General features: G+C 46.7%; 16 protein-coding genes. All 16 read left to right on the plus strand.

From position 1 onward, the window contains the following. The first annotated feature begins 61 nt into the window (after positions 1-61). Complete coding sequence (locus tag ACFQ3J_RS00830) at positions 62-1378, plus strand: NfeD family protein (RefSeq protein ID WP_091159252.1); 1317 nt, start codon at positions 62-64, stop codon at positions 1376-1378. Between the two features lie 82 nt (positions 1379-1460). After that, positions 1461-2468: a flotillin-like protein FloA gene (gene floA, locus ACFQ3J_RS00835; protein ID WP_091158621.1), complete on the plus strand. Its 1008-nt coding sequence runs from the start codon at positions 1461-1463 to the stop codon at positions 2466-2468. A 14-nt stretch (positions 2469-2482) separates the two neighbouring features. Continuing rightward, complete coding sequence (locus ACFQ3J_RS00840) at positions 2483-3001, plus strand: hypothetical protein (protein ID WP_091158620.1); 519 nt, start codon at positions 2483-2485, stop codon at positions 2999-3001. Positions 3002-3122: 121 nt separating this feature from the next. Continuing rightward, positions 3123-3416 carry a sporulation protein YqfC gene (yqfC, locus tag ACFQ3J_RS00845; protein ID WP_091158618.1) on the plus strand — a complete coding sequence of 98 codons (294 nt, stop codon included), beginning with the start codon at positions 3123-3125 and terminating at the stop codon, positions 3414-3416. Continuing rightward, positions 3413-4618: a sporulation protein YqfD gene (gene yqfD / locus ACFQ3J_RS00850; RefSeq protein ID WP_091158617.1), complete on the plus strand. Its 1206-nt coding sequence runs from the start codon at positions 3413-3415 to the stop codon at positions 4616-4618. The genes yqfC and yqfD overlap by 4 nt, the downstream gene beginning before the upstream one ends. A gap of 6 nt (positions 4619-4624) precedes the next feature. Further along, the gene (locus ACFQ3J_RS00855; RefSeq protein WP_251580822.1) at positions 4625-5596 is read left to right on the plus strand and encodes a PhoH family protein; all 972 of its coding nucleotides are present in this window, start codon (positions 4625-4627) and stop codon (positions 5594-5596) included. A 17-nt stretch (positions 5597-5613) separates the two neighbouring features. Next, complete coding sequence (locus ACFQ3J_RS00860; protein ID WP_091158613.1) at positions 5614-7845, plus strand: HD family phosphohydrolase; 2232 nt, start codon at positions 5614-5616, stop codon at positions 7843-7845. Positions 7846-7882: 37 nt separating this feature from the next. Then, the gene (ybeY, locus tag ACFQ3J_RS00865) at positions 7883-8377 is read left to right on the plus strand and encodes an rRNA maturation RNase YbeY (RefSeq protein WP_251580823.1); all 495 of its coding nucleotides are present in this window, start codon (positions 7883-7885) and stop codon (positions 8375-8377) included. After that, entirely contained in the window at positions 8377-8742 is a 366-nt protein-coding gene (locus ACFQ3J_RS00870) for a diacylglycerol kinase family protein (protein WP_091158610.1), read from the plus strand. The genes ybeY and ACFQ3J_RS00870 overlap by 1 nt, the downstream gene beginning before the upstream one ends. A 46-nt stretch (positions 8743-8788) precedes the next feature. Beyond that, complete coding sequence (locus tag ACFQ3J_RS00875; protein WP_091158608.1) at positions 8789-9196, plus strand: cytidine deaminase; 408 nt, start codon at positions 8789-8791, stop codon at positions 9194-9196. A 36-nt stretch (positions 9197-9232) separates the two neighbouring features. After that, positions 9233-10135 (plus strand): GTPase Era, encoded by a 903-nt coding sequence (era, locus tag ACFQ3J_RS00880; RefSeq protein ID WP_047910827.1) that lies wholly within the window; start codon positions 9233-9235, stop codon positions 10133-10135. Between the two features lie 139 nt (positions 10136-10274). Further along, complete coding sequence (locus tag ACFQ3J_RS00885; protein WP_091158606.1) at positions 10275-10427, plus strand: YqzL family protein; 153 nt, start codon at positions 10275-10277, stop codon at positions 10425-10427. Positions 10428-10463: 36 nt separating this feature from the next. Continuing rightward, a complete protein-coding gene (gene recO, locus ACFQ3J_RS00890) occupies positions 10464-11216 on the plus strand; it encodes a DNA repair protein RecO (protein ID WP_091158605.1) in 753 nt (250 codons plus the stop codon). A gap of 389 nt (positions 11217-11605) precedes the next feature. Then, on the plus strand, positions 11606-12487 hold the full coding sequence (gene glyQ / locus ACFQ3J_RS00895; RefSeq protein WP_091158603.1) for a glycine--tRNA ligase subunit alpha: 882 nt from the start codon (positions 11606-11608) through the stop codon (positions 12485-12487). Then, a complete protein-coding gene (gene glyS / locus ACFQ3J_RS00900; RefSeq protein WP_251580824.1) occupies positions 12487-14562 on the plus strand; it encodes a glycine--tRNA ligase subunit beta in 2076 nt (691 codons plus the stop codon). The genes glyQ and glyS overlap by 1 nt, the downstream gene beginning before the upstream one ends. Before the next feature lie 164 nt (positions 14563-14726). Further along, on the plus strand, positions 14727-15185 hold the full coding sequence (locus tag ACFQ3J_RS00905) for a YaiI/YqxD family protein (protein WP_091158599.1): 459 nt from the start codon (positions 14727-14729) through the stop codon (positions 15183-15185). The last annotated feature ends 33 nt before the right edge of the window (positions 15186-15218 follow it).

Below are 15218 nucleotides of genomic sequence, written 5' to 3' on the forward strand. Positions count from 1 at the left end.
ATACAGGAGGGAGGTTATAAATTTGGCATTCACCTTGAAAAAGTGGAATTTCTCTGTTGTGATGATCGCTATTGTCCTGCTCACAATGTTCTCCTCATTATTCGGCATGCCATCCGCACAGGCTGCGAAATCCGGAGCGGTGTATGTGATACCGGTCGATCGGCCTATTGAACGCGGGCTCCACAAGTTTATGGAACGAGGGTTCAAGGAAGCGGGAGAAATGGAAGCAGGGCTTATTGTATTGCAAATTAATACGCCGGGCGGATTGGTCCAGACGACGAAGGAAATCGGTGATATGATTCAGAGCAGCAGTATCCCGGTGGCGGCTTTTATACATGGTGATGCCGCATCGGCGGGCAGCTATATTGCATTAACGGCTGATCATATCGCGATGTCACCTGGCAGCACAATCGGTGCTGCAGCACTCGTTGATGCCAGCAACAACTATATTGAGGATCCGAAGGCGGTTGCTACATGGAAGGCGAATATGCAGGCGGCCGCGGAGAAGAACGACCGGAACGGTGAGATTGCGCAGGGCATGACAGACCTTAACATGGTTGTTGAAATGCCGGAGATTAACAAGACGAAGCAACAGGGACAGGTTATCTCTTTGACCGCGAATGAGGCACTTGAGGTAGGTTATGCGGATAAGATTGCCTCGACCCCTGCAGAAGTTGCTGCATGGCTTGAATATTCCTCAGATAACCTATATGTGATGGAGCCAACTACGTTTGAGAAGATATCCACATTCCTCACACATCCGGTGGTATCTACCATTCTGTTGTTTCTCGGTATCGCTGGTATTCTGATCGAATTGTTTGTTCCTGGCTTTGGCGTTCCGGGTATTATAGGCATTATCAGCTTTGCGCTGTACTTCGGAGGCAGCTATGTGGCAGGCATCGGTGGTTCCGAGACCTGGTTCCTCTTCATTATCGGTCTGGCGCTGCTGGTAGCCGAGCTGTTTGTTCCAAGCTTCGGTATCCTGGGGATATTAGGCTCGGTAAGCTTGATTGCAGGTGTAGTTCGAGCCGCGTACGACACGGGAACAGCGCTGTTCTCCCTCGGTATTGCGGGAGCGGCAGCGATAGCGGTTGTTATTATTGTCGCGATTATGTTCAAGGAGCGCGGGATATGGAACCGATTTATTCTCAGAGATAGCATGACAGCAGACCAAGGCTACTCTTCGATCCGGACTAGAGAAGATTTGATCGGAAAGAATGGAATCAGTCTGACTACACTCCGCCCTTCCGGTACCGCTGTCATTGATGGAGAGAATGTAGATGTGGTCACAGAAGGCAGCTTTATTTCGGCTAATGAGCAGATAACAGTTCATAAAGTAGAAGGAACACGGGTTGTCGTCAAGCGTTTAAATCCCTAATTAAGGGTTATGCTGCGTTTATACACAATGCGAAAGGCAATATCGTAAGTCAAAATAATAAGTTCTTGGAGGAATTTAATCAATGATGGAGTCAGGTATCGTACCTATTCTTCTGATCGCGGTCGTCGTGATCATCGTTCTTAGCGTATTCTTCAGCTTCTTCCCGGTTATGCTCTGGATTTCAGCTCTTGCATCCGGTGTACGAATCAGCATTATCACACTTGTAGCCATGAGACTTAGACGGGTAACACCAAGCCGTATTGTGAATCCATTGATCAAGGCGACCAAAGCAGGTCTTGGACTCAATATTAATCAGCTCGAGAGCCATTACTTGGCCGGCGGTAACGTCGACCGTGTCGTGAATTCCCTTATTGCTGCTCAGCGTGCGAATATTCCGCTTGAATTTGAACGTGCTGCAGCGATTGACCTTGCAGGGCGCGATGTTCTGCAAGCGGTGCAAATGAGCGTTAACCCGCGTGTCATTGAGACACCGGTAGTATCTGCCGTAGCAAAAGATGGTATCGAAGTGAAGGTTAAAGCGCGAGTTACCGTTCGTGCGAACATTGACAGACTCGTCGGTGGTGCTGGTGAAGAGACGATCATCGCCCGTGTAGGCGAAGGGATCGTAAGTACAAATGGTTCCTCAGATTCTCACAAAGACGTGCTTGAGCATCCAGACCGGATTTCTCGTACTGTACTTGAAAAAGGACTTGATGCCGGTACAGCATTCGAGATCCTGTCTATCGATATTGCCGATGTCAGCGTAGGCAATAACATCGGTGCGGATCTGCAAACAGAGCAAGCTGAGGCAGACAAGCGGATTGCTCAGGCAAAAGCGGAAGAGCGCCGCGCGATGGCCGTTGCTCAGGAACAAGAGATGAAGGCTCGCGTCGTAGAAATGAGAGCGCGCGTTGTTGAATCCGAGTCTGAAGTACCGCTTGCGATGGCTGAAGCTTTCCGTAATGGTCAAATCGGTGTCATGGATTATATGAATTACCGCAACATTGAAGCAGATACTCAAATGCGTGGCTCCATCGCAAGACCTGATGATCGCCAGGGAGACAACGACGAATCAAACCCTAATAAATAAGGTGGTGGATGTCAATGAACCTTATCGAATGGGTGATGAATAACTTCATTTTTGTGCTGGGTGCTATTTTCGCATTGGTGTCCTTTATAGGAAAGAGCAAGAAGCCGAATGACGAGCATCCTTCCCAAAGGGCTCCGCGTCCCGGTAATCATCCTCAGGACGCTCGTCAGCAGCAACGGCCTTATGACACGAGGTATGAGGATGACGAGGAAGAAAATGAAAATTACGAGGACGATTCGTCTTCCTATTCTGATCAGCCTCAGCCTGCATATGCTGCAGCTCAGAACGAGGCGCTGGAGCAAAAGCTGCGGGAGCTTGAAGTGGAGAAGATGCGTACGGAGCGTGCAAGGCTGAAACTTGAGCATAAGGCTCAGCGGCAGAAGGCCTCCAGGGTGAAACCTCTTGAAACAACAACAGATGCTAGTGCGAACCATGCCCCATTAAGCTCAGATGAGATTCGTAAAGGAATCATTTGGGCCGAGATATTAGGACCGCCACGTGCGAAGCAGTCCTTTACGAGGCAGCGGAAATAAGCTATTTGAAGCCGTTTTTTCTCTTATGAGAAAAGACGGTTTTTTTTGTGTTTCGATGCTTTCATAAAACAGAAATTTACTGCATATGGTTTAAAGTACAGGAAGGGGGAAGACCAGCCCAATGACCCGAATCAGCCGCAATTTGCGCAAATGGACCAGCGAAGCACTCGATTTGCCGCAGGATGTTCTTTTTGACACGCCCAGGCTAACCCTGATTGGAAGTAATCAACTATACATAGAAAATCATCGCGGTGTGGCTCACTTCTCCGAAGAACGGCTCGTACTGGATTTATCCATCGGGAGGCTCGAGATCAGCGGAAACAATCTGATGATTCGCACCATTCTCCCGGAAGAAGTAGCTGTGGAAGGGCGGATTACCAATATACAGTACCTGGGAACGGGGGATGAAAAGTGAAGACACCGAGTCTAGCCAATTTGAGAGGAAGTGTTCATATTGTTCTCCTGGGTGGAGACCTTGAAGCGATGATTAACCAGATTGCTGTCAGAGGTCTTCAGGTTTGGGAGATTCAATCGATAGGTGAGAGCAGCGCCAGCTTGAACATTTTACTTCGAGATTTCTTCAAGCTGCGCCCGCTCTTGCGGCGGACAGGCTGCCGTGTTCGTGTAAAGAAGCGCATCGGCTTTCCTTTTTTTCTAGCTCGTCTATTGAGAAGAAAAATGTTTGTTGCGGGCGCATTTCTGTTTTTTGCCATCTTATTCTCGATGACTTCGCTTGTATGGGATGTAGAGGTGAAGGGAAATGTCAAAATAACAGAGGAGGAGATTCTGGCTGCAGCAAAACAAGAGGGGTTATATCCGTTTCAATGGTCCTTTCGGCTGCCAACACAGGACAAGCTGGCTAGAGATTTGATCAAGCAGCTGCCGGCTGCGGCATGGATCGGAGTCAACCGGGAAGGAACAAAATTTACAATTCAAGTTGTCGAGGCAGACGAGCCTGAGAAGCAGCCCTTGTTAAATCCGAGACATCTTGTGAGCAAAGCGGATGCGGTAATTACGGAAATTTATGCTGAACAGGGAAGACCTGTAGTGCAGAAGAATACACGTGTTAAAAAGGGCTCAATCCTTATCTCAGGCATATTGGGTGACGAGGAGAACAGTGAATTGGTCGTAGCCAAAGGTAACGTAAAGGGACTGGTATGGCACGAATACAACATTGAAGTGCCGCTTGTTCAGAAGCAGGTTACCTATTCAGGCGAATCGAAAGAGCGGAGGTATATCGTCATCGGAGACTGGGCTATTCAGTATTGGGGATATGATAAAACACCGTTCAGTAAATACGAGACCATAACGGATGTTGAGCCGCTCACGTGGAGGTCATTTAAGCTGCCGATTGGCTGGATGACGGAGACAGACAGGGAGACGAACTATAGGGAGCTTACTCCGAGTGAGGCAGAAGCCAAACAGTATGGAATTACAGCAGCAAAAAACGATATTTTAGCGAAAAATGGGAAAGGAACAAAGATTATAAGTGAAAAAATTTTGCATGAGAAGAAAGAGAATGGTAAAGTTTATATGAAAGTGCTTTTCGAAGTAGAAGAAAGTATAGCGGAAGAGCTTCCGCTCGTTCATAACCCAAGTCCAAGTCAAGGAGAATGAGGCTATTTGTCAGATAATAATTACAGCATTCGAATCTCGCTTCAGAACGCGGGAGAAGGGCAGTCGTTATTTGGACCACAGGACGCTTTTCTTAAAATGATGGAATTGCAGATTCCGGCGACTGTTGACTCCCGGGAAGCAGAAATAACGATTAGAGGCAAGGAACAGGAAGTAGAGATCATGGGTCAGCTGTTTGAGGTGCTGCTCGTACTTATCCGTAACGGCCATATCCTATCCGAAAGAGATGTCCAGTATGCCATTGAATTGGCTAAGGATCTGCGGGCGGATCAGCTTCTTGATCTATTTAAAGGTGAGATTACGAATACATATCGCGGCAAGCCGATTCGAGTGAAGACGATTGGCCAGAAGCATTATGTGACGACGATCAAAAAACGTGCTATTGTGTTCGGCATCGGCCCGGCGGGTACAGGTAAGACGTATCTTGCTGTAGTTCTAGCTGTTGCAGCGCTGAAGGAAGGTTCTGTCAAAAGGATTGTGCTGACGCGTCCAGCGGTGGAAGCGGGAGAGAATCTCGGATTCTTGCCAGGTGATCTACAGGAGAAGGTGGACCCGTACCTGAGACCGCTGTACGATGCTCTGTACGACGTTATGGGTCCTGATCAGACAGCCAAAGCACTTGAACGCGGATTAATTGAAATCGCTCCACTTGCTTATATGCGCGGACGGACACTTGATGATTCATTCATCATTCTGGATGAGGCACAGAATACAACGCCAGAACAGATGAAGATGTTTTTGACACGGCTTGGATTTGGTTCCAAGATGGTCATTACCGGTGATGTGACGCAAATTGACCTTCCCCGCGGGAAAAAATCTGGACTCATTGATGCTAAGGCAATCCTCGAAGGTGTAGAAGAGATCGGGTTTGTCTATTTTACAGAACAGGATGTCGTGCGGCATACTCTTGTGCAAAAAATTATTACCGCGTATGACCGAGCCGCCGAAAATCAAGAATAGGAAGGGATTGTCGTGGGATGACCCTTAAGGAATTGTCGAAGGACAAATCTATTCAGAATAGAAAGCTTGGATGGAAGAATAGCAGAGGAGTCCGCTATCTTCTGTTTTTGTTTCTGATGATTCTGTTTTACGTCAGCCTGGCGCCAGGTCTTCTGCCTGAACGATATGATATTGTGCAGGGAACTCGCAGCGAAAAAGAAATCAAGGCTCCTATGCAGATACAGGATAATCAGGCAAGGGCGATTGCAGCAGAGGAAGCTGCTGAAGCGGTTCAGCCGGTGTATCAGATTGTATCGTTACGAAACGAGAACTTGGTGACCTCCATATTGGATCGGATTGACAGACTCAATCAGGATGATATTTCCCGAGAAGATAAGATTGAGATCTATAAGGATGAAATTCCCCAAAGACTAAGTGACTCGATTACGAATTATATCAATAACAACCGGGGAACAGGCACCTATTCGGATGCATTGCTTGATGAGATTCATAGAGTAACACAGGAGCAATCCTACCGAATTCCGGAGGAGACCTATATCAAGATCGCCCGGTTGTCCTCTGAACAGATACAGGAGATGAAGCCTGTTGCCCGTGAGCTCGTATCAAGATTAATGGTTGACCAGATCACGGATGCTTCAACCCCAAGAGCCAAGGTAGCTGAGATGGTCAATACCAGCTCCCTGACGGATAGAACTGCACGTGAGGTCGTACAGGAGCTTACTCGGTTTGTTATAACGGCAAACAAATTTTATGATGAGGAAGCAACGAAAGAAGCCAAGGCAAGAGCAAGAGAGAACACACCTCAGGTCTTCATTGAAGAGGGCGAAACACTTGTAGCCAAAGGTGAGATTATTACTGAAGAAGTGTACAAGCTGCTGGAAGACAACAAGCTGCTTCGCGACGAGGTTAACTACTGGCCTCAGCTTGGGCTGCTGCTCTTATCGTTCAGTTTGTCGATTGGAATTCTGATGTACATGAAACAAATCAGCAGTCCAGAGTTCAAATACAATAATTCTCAGCTCCTGATGCTGTTCTGCATCTTCGCGATCACGATCGGATGCATGCATCTCATCAGCTTCTTACAAAATGACAACCGAGCCTATGTCGGCTACTTGGCTCCCGTAGGGATTGGTGTCATGCTGATTACGCAGCTGCTGGATATTCCCCTCGCTTACGTGTGTGCTATTATCTTCGGCATACTAAGCAGCATTATCCTGAACACACAGCTGAACGAGAACTTTGACTTTAATTTTGGACTGTTTACGATTATCATCAGCTTTGCGGCTATTTTCGCAACGGATAAGGCTAGTCAGCGTTCGACCCTTCTTAAGAGCGGTATCATCGTTTCTCTGATCGGCTCACTCGTAGTCTTTATGCTGGCCATACTTGGCAATGGGGAATGGGATCGAACTGCAGCGATGTATAGTGTAGGCTTTGCTTTTGCTGGCGGCATTTTGATGGCTGTCCTTGCCATTGGGCTGATGCCATTCTTCGAATCATTATTCGGTATTTTGTCAGCTCTGAAGCTGGTGGAGCTGTCGAACCCTAACCATCCGCTGCTGCGTAAGCTGCTGACAGAAACACCAGGTACCTATCATCATAGTGTCATGGTTGGGAATTTATCGGAGGCTGCTGCAGAAGCAATTGGTGCTGACGGACTGCTATGCAGAGTCGGTTCGTATTATCATGATATTGGCAAAACGAAAAGACCGATTTATTTTATCGAGAATCAGAACAATATGGAGAACCCGCATGATACGCTGGATCCCAAGCTTAGCAAGTCCATCATCATTTCACATGCCAGAGACGGTGTGGAGATGCAGAAGGATTACAAGCTTCCTAAACGAATAAGGGATATTGCGGAGCAGCATCATGGTACAACGTTCCTCCATTATTTCTACCATAAGGCGCTGAAACAGGCTGAAGAAGCAGGCGTAGAACCGGATTTTACGGAAGAAGACTTCAGATATCCGGGACCGAAGGCTCAGTCCAAAGAAGCAGCGATTGTGGGCATCGCTGACAGTGTAGAGGCTGCAGTGCGATCACTGCGCAAGCCTACTGTGGAACAGGTTGAATCCATGATCGAGAAGATCGTTAAGAGCAGACTGGACGATCATCAGCTTAACGATTGTGATCTTACCATGAGGGAGCTCGACATTATTTCCAGGACACTGAAAGAGACGGTCATGGGGATTTTTCATTCGAGAATTGAGTATCCTGAAGAGATCAAGAAACCAAAAGATAGTTAATTCAAATCACATTTATTGAAACAAAGGAGCATGCCATATGAGTGTGCAGCTTGCATGGGATAATAATCAAGAACAATATAATATCAGTGATGAGCTTATCTCTCTTCTGACTCAACTGCTTGAAAAAGCGGCCGAAATGGAAGGTGTAGACGAAGGCGAGGTTGCACTTACATTCGTCAATGATGAAGAGATCCATGAACTGAACAAGGAGTATCGCGGAATAGACCGCCCTACCGATGTGCTTTCATTTGCAATGAATGAAACGCTGGATGAAGAGCTTGACATTGTATATGAATTAGAGGAAGGCGAATCGGTGGACGTTCCGGATGTACTCGGTGACATTATCATTTCTGTCCCTACGGCTATCGCACAGAGCGAGGAATACGGTCATTCTGTGGAAAGGGAGCTTGGATTTTTGTTCGTTCATGGCTTTCTCCACCTGCTGGGGTATGATCATCAGGATGAAACAAGCGAAGCTGAAATGATGGGTAAACAAGAAGCTATCTTGGCAAGCGTCGGGTTGACACGCTAATGAGACAACGGTCCATAGTGGATGTATTCCGAAATGCGATGGAAGGGCTGATTTACGGCTTTAGAACACAACGGAACCTGCGGGTTCATGCTGTTCTTGCTCTAGTGGCCGTTGCTGCCGGATGGCTTCTGGATATTTCACGTACGGATTGGATGTTCATTAGTTTGGCAATAGGTTTTGTAATTGTGACAGAGCTGCTTAACACAGCGATTGAGATCGTTGTTGACCTTGCATCCCCCGAGATTCACCCGCTGGCCAAAGCCGCCAAAGATACCGCTGCCGGAGCTGTACTGCTGGCGGCGGTTTTTGCCGTCATCATCGGCATTTTTGTCTACCTTAAACCGTTCATTAGATGGATTTTTTAACTCATCGTTATATACACGTTTACAATAATCGAAAAGAGGTACAAATATGGATGCAAATCAGCTCATGCAGGAAGCGATCGAAGCAAGAAAAAAAGCATATATTCCTTATTCCAAATTTGGCGTAGGCGCTGCGCTTTTAGGGGAAGATGGGTATATATATCATGGATGCAATATTGAAAATGCAGCTTATAGTCCGAGCAATTGCGCAGAGCGTACAGCACTGTTCAGTGCCATTGCGAGTGGTCATGCCCCCCGCAGATTCAAGGCACTGGCAGTCGTAGGCGACACGGAAGAACCTATTGCACCGTGCGGGGTGTGCCGGCAAGTTATACTTGAACTATGTGACAGCAGCATGCCTGTATACCTTGGCAACCTCAAGGGAGAAATTCGGGAGACAACGATCACCGATCTGCTGCCCGGCGCTTTTGGGCCGGAAGCTCTGGAGAAAGCATAAAAAGGATAAGGGTATTGACCCTTTTTGGAGGAAAATATGTCTAAAACAGCTTTTAAATCCGGATTTGTTGCCATTATTGGCAGACCCAATGTTGGAAAATCTACACTGATGAATCAAGTCATCGGACAAAAAATTGCAATTATGTCGGATAAGCCTCAAACCACTCGCAACAAAATTCATGGGGTTTATACGGCAGAAGATAATCAAATCGTATTCTTGGATACACCCGGAATTCATAAGCGCCAGTCCAAGCTTGGAGATTTCATGAATCAAACGGCGTTTAATACGTTCTCCGAAGTGGAGGCCGTATTATTTCTCGTCGATGCTTCTGAAGGAATGGGCGGCGGGGACCGCTTTATTGCCGAACAGCTCAAAAATGTCCGGACGCCTGTGTTCCTTGTGCTGAACAAGATTGATCAGGTGGAGCCTGAAGCGCTGCTGCCTCTTATTGATCAATATCGCAATCTGCTTGATTTTGCTGAAATTGTGCCGATCTCTGCCAAATTTGGAAATAATGTCAATACATTAATGGATCAGATCAAAAAGTATTTGCCAGAAGGTCCGAAATATTATCCTGATGATCAAATTACAGATCACCCGGAGCAATTTGTCATTGCAGAGCTCATTCGTGAAAAAATTCTGCATATGACCCGTGAGGAAGTGCCGCATTCCATCGCGGTCACCATTGAGGATATGCGTGTGCAAGAAAATGGAACGGTGCAGGTATCTGCCGTCATTTTCGTAGAACGCGATTCCCAAAAAGGGATTATTATCGGCAAACAGGGCTCGCTGCTTAAAGAGGTCGGAAAGCGTTCCAGACAAGATATTGAAAGACTGCTCGGTTCCAAAATTTTTCTGGAGCTGTGGGTAAAGGTTAAGAAGGATTGGCGTAATCAAGAGCGTGTACTTAAAGATTTAGGTTTCCATCGGGACGCATAATTTCGGTCAATAAACATGAACAGCCTAACCTCTCGTGAGCAAGCAATTCCAGTTAATGTATCGCATAGAAACAACAGCCCTGCACATCCTATTCGTAGATGCTTATCACGTCATTTCCGAAGAGAGAGGATGAATACTTGTGCGAGATTTTTCGTGGACGTATTTTGCAAAGACAGGAGATGTCGATGCCTATCTGTTATACAAGGAATCCTGTGCGTGCAGCATGGGTGAAGCAGGGGCAGATGCTGACGCAGAGGGAGAGGCTTATGATGAATTACAGACCGAATCCTAAAAGAGTACAGCATGACTTTCTATTGGGGGATGAGACATGCTATATAGGTTGGAAGGCATCGTCATCCGCAGTATGGACTACGGTGAGGGGAACAAAATTATTACGCTTTGCACCGAAAGTGGAGGCAAAATAGGAGTTTTGGTTCGTGGAGCCAAGAAACCGAAAAGCCGTCATGCCGGGTTGACACAGGTCTTTACTCACGGAGAATATGTTTTTTTTCGAAATCAGGGGCTCGGAACGTTAAACCAAGGTGAGATTATTGAATCTCACCATTTGCTGCGCGAAGATATCGTTAAAGCTGCCTATGCCTCTTATGCTTGTGAGCTGCTCGACCGCGTGCTGCAGGATGAGGAGACGGGAAGCTTTTGGTTTAAGCAATTAAAAGCATGCCTTACGGCACTTAATGAAGACAAAGATCCTGCTGTTATCATTTCTCTTTATGAAATGAAAATATTGCAATCCGCTGGTTATGCACCAGAATTGACTACCTGCATATCATGCGGCCGGGAAAGACCGGATGAGGAATATTTTATAAGTCCAGGACTCGGAGGAACACTGTGCAGGGCCTGCAAGCATTTCGATCCGCCTGCATTGTCCATTTCGCCAAGGGCGCTGAAGCTGCTTCGTTTATTTGCCTTGGTCGATCTGCAGCGGCTGGGAAACGTCTCTGTTCGTGATGAGACCAAACTGGAGATAAAGAAGATCATGCGAGCTTTCATGGATCAGCAGCTTGGTTTGAATTTAAAATCTCGTAATTTTCTCGATCAAATGGACAAATACGGCTTTTAATTGAAAATAGCACTATTTCGTTGGACTTCAAAGTGAAGAAGCTGCGATGCCGGGAGTTCAGCTTGACAATGACATGACATATAAGCTATTATTCATAGTAATATCTCTTTATGAGACATGTGTTGATCGAGAAAGTACTAAATAAAGGACCTTTGGTTAATGAGCGAGTCGGAGATGGTGAAAGTCCGGCAGGTCGGGTTTAGGAAATGGCACTCGTGAGCATGAAATGGATACGGAAAAGTGGATTGTACTCTTCAGAGTGCAGTCAAGTAGGGTGGAACCGCGGGAGTAGCTCTCGTCCCTACGTCTGAACATCAGGCGTAGGACGGGGGCTTTTTGCTGTCCTCGCGCACTTGAAATAGTTTACCTTGCAAAGGAGAGAAATGAAAATGAACTTCCAGCAAATGATATTGACGCTGCAAGATTTCTGGGCAAAGCATAACTGTATTATTGTTCAGCCTTATGACACGGAAAAAGGCGCCGGAACGATGAATCCGATGACTTTCTTGCGTTCAATTGGTCCTGAGCCATGGAAGGTAGCTTATGTAGAGCCTTCCAGACGGCCATCGGATGGACGGTATGGAGAGAACCCGAACCGGCTGTATCAGCATCATCAATTCCAGGTGATCATCAAGCCTTCGCCAGATAACATTCAGGAGATCTACCTGGAGAGCCTTCAGGCTCTTGGTATTGATGCTAAGAAGCATGACATCCGGTTTGTTGAAGACAACTGGGAGAACCCGTCGCTTGGCTGCGCAGGTCTAGGCTGGGAGGTATGGCTGGATGGCATGGAAATCACTCAATTCACTTATTTTCAGCAGGTAGGTGGTATTGAAACTCATCCGGTTTCCGTTGAAATTACTTACGGTATGGAGCGTCTTGCTTCTTATATACAGGACAAGGACAACGTATTCGAGCTAGAGTGGGTTAACGGCATTACTTACGGTGATGTATTTAAACACCCGGAATATGAACACTCCAAGTATACCTTTGAGGTTTCTGATGTGCGCATGCTGTTCACTCTGTTCAACATGTACGAGGAAGAAGCCAAAAAAGCGATGGATCAGCATTTGGTATTCCCTGCTTACGATTATGTTCTTAAATGTTCCCACACATTTAACCTCCTCGATGCACGAGGAGCCATCAGTGTTACAGAACGCACGGGGTATATTACCAGAGTGCGTAACTTGGCTCGACAAGTAGCGGCCACCTATCTGGAGGAACGCGAGAAGCTCGGATTCCCGCTGCTCAAACAAGGAGGTGCACTATAATGTCTAAAGATTTGTTATTTGAGATCGGTCTTGAGGAAGTGCCTGCACGTTTTGTTCGGGGAGCGATAGAGCAGCTCGAAGACAGGCTTGTTAAATGGCTGGACAGTGTAAGAGTCACTCACGGCGAAGTTCTGGCCTATGCCACTCCACGCCGATTGACTGTTATCATCAAGGATGTCATTGAGAAGCAGGAGGATATTGAAGAGGAAGTTAAAGGTCCTTCCCGAAAAATTGCACTCGATGACAACGGAAACTGGAGTAAAGCTGCACTTGGTTTTGCCAGAAGCCAAGGTGTAGAACCTGAGCAGTTTACCTTCAAAGAATTGAGCGGCGTAGAATACATCTATGCTACGAAGAGCAGTAAAGGAATCCAGACTTCAGAGGTGCTTGCAGACGGACTGCTTCAGGTGCTGCATGCGATGACTTTCCCTAAATTTATGCGCTGGGCTTCTTATGACTTGAAATTTGTTAGACCTATTCGCTGGATCGTGGCGATGTTCGGTTCCGATGTTATCGATATTGAGATTGCAGGTGTGAAGTCGGGGAATATATCGAGAGGGCACCGTTTCCTCGGTTCAGACACGACGATCTCAGAGCCATCTGCTTATGTAGAGGCCCTTCGTGAACAGCATGTCATTGTTGACATTGAAGAGCGCCGTGCACTTATCGTGAGCCAGATCGAAGCTTTAGCAGCTAAGAAGAATTGGACGATTGCTATTAAAGAGGATTTGCTGGAAGAAGTACTGTTTCTCGTTGAAACACCGACTGTACTCTACGGTTCATTCGAAGCATCGTTCCTGGACATCCCGCAGGATGTGCTGATTACTTCCATGAGAGAGCATCAGCGTTATTTCCCGGTACTGGACGAGAACAGCAAATTGCTTCCTTATTTTGTTACGGTTCGTAATGGGGGAGCGGAATCTCTTGACGTCATTGCAAAAGGGAATGAAAAAGTATTACGTGCTCGTCTGTCTGATGCGAAATTCTTTTACGAGGAAGATCAGAAGCTGCAGATCAAAGATGCGCTATCGAAGCTGGAAAGCATCGTATTCCAGGAAGAAATCGGTACGGTAGGAGATAAGGTTCGCCGCATTCGCAAAATCGCTGATACGCTTGCAGCCAAGCTTCAGGTTTCTGCGGATCAAGTGGATCTGGTAAGCCGGGCAGCGGACATTTGCAAATTTGATCTTGTCACACAGATGGTGTATGAATTCCCAGAGCTGCAAGGTGTCATGGGTGAAGATTATGCGCTGCGCGCAGGAGAACGCCCTGAAGTAGCAAAGGCTGTATTTGAGCATTACCAGCCAAGAAGCGCGTCGGATACAGTACCTGCTTCTATTGTTGGTTCAATTGTAAGCATTGCGGATAAAATAGATACGATTGTGGGATGCTTCTCTATCGGCATTATCCCTACCGGCTCTCAGGATCCGTATGCACTGCGTCGTCAGGCTGCAGGCATTGTACAAATCGCGCTTGATCATAAGCTGCCGATCACACTTGATGAGATCTTCGAGATCGGAATTGAAATCCATGAGAACATGCGGGCGATGAAGCGTTCCAAGGATGATATCCGTAAGGACCTGCAGGAGTTCTTCGCATTGCGTGTTAAGAAGCTCTTGTCTGAAACGATGCGTTATGATGTTGTGGATGCGGTGATCAGCGCAGGGTATGATGATATCGTATCTGTTGTGAACCGTGGTACGGCACTAATGAGCACGGTGGAGACAGCTGGTGAATTTAAATCTACCGTTGATTCGTTTAACCGTGTAGGCAACCTCGCAGCCAAGGCGTCGAATGCCTCTGTGACTGAGGAGGTCTTTGTCGAAGCAGGTGAACGTACATTGTATAAAGCATGGAGCTCCACAGCACAGGCTTATCGCGAGGCATTGACCGCGAGGGATGCGGAGAAGGCACTAAGCATAGCAGCCGAATGGAGAGAGCCGATAACTTCCTTCTTTGACTCGGTCATGGTCATGGCTGAAGATGAAGCAATTAGAGCAAATCGGTTGGGTCTTCTCGCATCCATTGACAAAGACTTGAAGGCTTTTGCAGATTTCTCCAAGCTCGTCTGGTAATTTAATGCCTGATATTTGCTTAAAAAGGTAATTTGGTTAGAAATATATATACGGAACGGGGAATAGGCTCCGTTCCGTATTTGTCCTTTATTTTCCATGTGAAGATTGGAGCAGGAATTACGATGCATGAAGGCGTATATAATAATATCCCGGACCGGTGATGAATATTGCATAGGAAAATTGTGGTGGACGCGGATGCATGTCCTGTAAAACGTGAAATTCAAACTGTCGCAGCAGCATTTCAGATTCATGTACTCATGGTGTCTTCCTACGACCATCGGCTAGAAGGCGCAGAAGGGACCACGATCGTGCATGTTGACCGAAGTGATCAAAGTGCTGACCTGTATATTGCTAATCATATCAAGGCACAAGATATTGTTGTAACCCAGGATTATGGACTTGCTGCATTAGCTCTGGCCAAATCCTGCAGCGTAATTACGTTCCGAGGCAGAATTATCGACAATCAGGATATTGACTTTTTGCTTGATACTCGGCATTCGCACGCTAAGGCTAGGAAGAGAGGCCAGTATGGCAAGGGTCCAAAGCCCATGACAGATGAGGACAGGAAGTTATTTCAACATAAACTGACAAAACTTTTGAAGGATTTGCAGGAGATTGTGTAAGTTTAGCGAATAATTATTTACGTGTTAAAGAGA

The organism is Paenibacillus provencensis, assembly GCF_042678545.1.
GTDB lineage: Bacteria > Bacillota > Bacilli > Paenibacillales > Paenibacillaceae > Paenibacillus > Paenibacillus provencensis.

What these genes read in the sequence shown, in the direction of transcription:
- ACFQ3J_RS00830 (WP_091159252.1), top strand. Translation starts at nt 62, where the DNA reads ATGATCGCTATTGTCCTGCTCACAATGTTCTCCTCATTATTCGGCATG.
- ACFQ3J_RS00840 (WP_091158620.1), top strand. Translation starts at nt 2,483, where the DNA reads ATGAACCTTATCGAATGGGTGATGAATAACTTCATTTTTGTGCTGGGT.
- ACFQ3J_RS00875 (WP_091158608.1), top strand. Translation starts at nt 8,789, where the DNA reads ATGGATGCAAATCAGCTCATGCAGGAAGCGATCGAAGCAAGAAAAAAA.
- era (WP_047910827.1), top strand. Translation starts at nt 9,233, where the DNA reads ATGTCTAAAACAGCTTTTAAATCCGGATTTGTTGCCATTATTGGCAGA.
- ACFQ3J_RS00870 (WP_091158610.1), top strand. Translation starts at nt 8,377, where the DNA reads ATGAGACAACGGTCCATAGTGGATGTATTCCGAAATGCGATGGAAGGG.
- recO (WP_091158605.1), top strand. Translation starts at nt 10,464, where the DNA reads ATGCTATATAGGTTGGAAGGCATCGTCATCCGCAGTATGGACTACGGT.
- glyQ (WP_091158603.1), top strand. Translation starts at nt 11,606, where the DNA reads ATGAACTTCCAGCAAATGATATTGACGCTGCAAGATTTCTGGGCAAAG.
- yqfC (WP_091158618.1), top strand. Translation starts at nt 3,123, where the DNA reads ATGACCCGAATCAGCCGCAATTTGCGCAAATGGACCAGCGAAGCACTC.
- glyS (WP_251580824.1), top strand. Translation starts at nt 12,487, where the DNA reads ATGTCTAAAGATTTGTTATTTGAGATCGGTCTTGAGGAAGTGCCTGCA.
- ACFQ3J_RS00860 (WP_091158613.1), top strand. Translation starts at nt 5,614, where the DNA reads ATGACCCTTAAGGAATTGTCGAAGGACAAATCTATTCAGAATAGAAAG.
- floA (WP_091158621.1), top strand. Translation starts at nt 1,461, where the DNA reads ATGATGGAGTCAGGTATCGTACCTATTCTTCTGATCGCGGTCGTCGTG.
- ybeY (WP_251580823.1), top strand. Translation starts at nt 7,883, where the DNA reads ATGAGTGTGCAGCTTGCATGGGATAATAATCAAGAACAATATAATATC.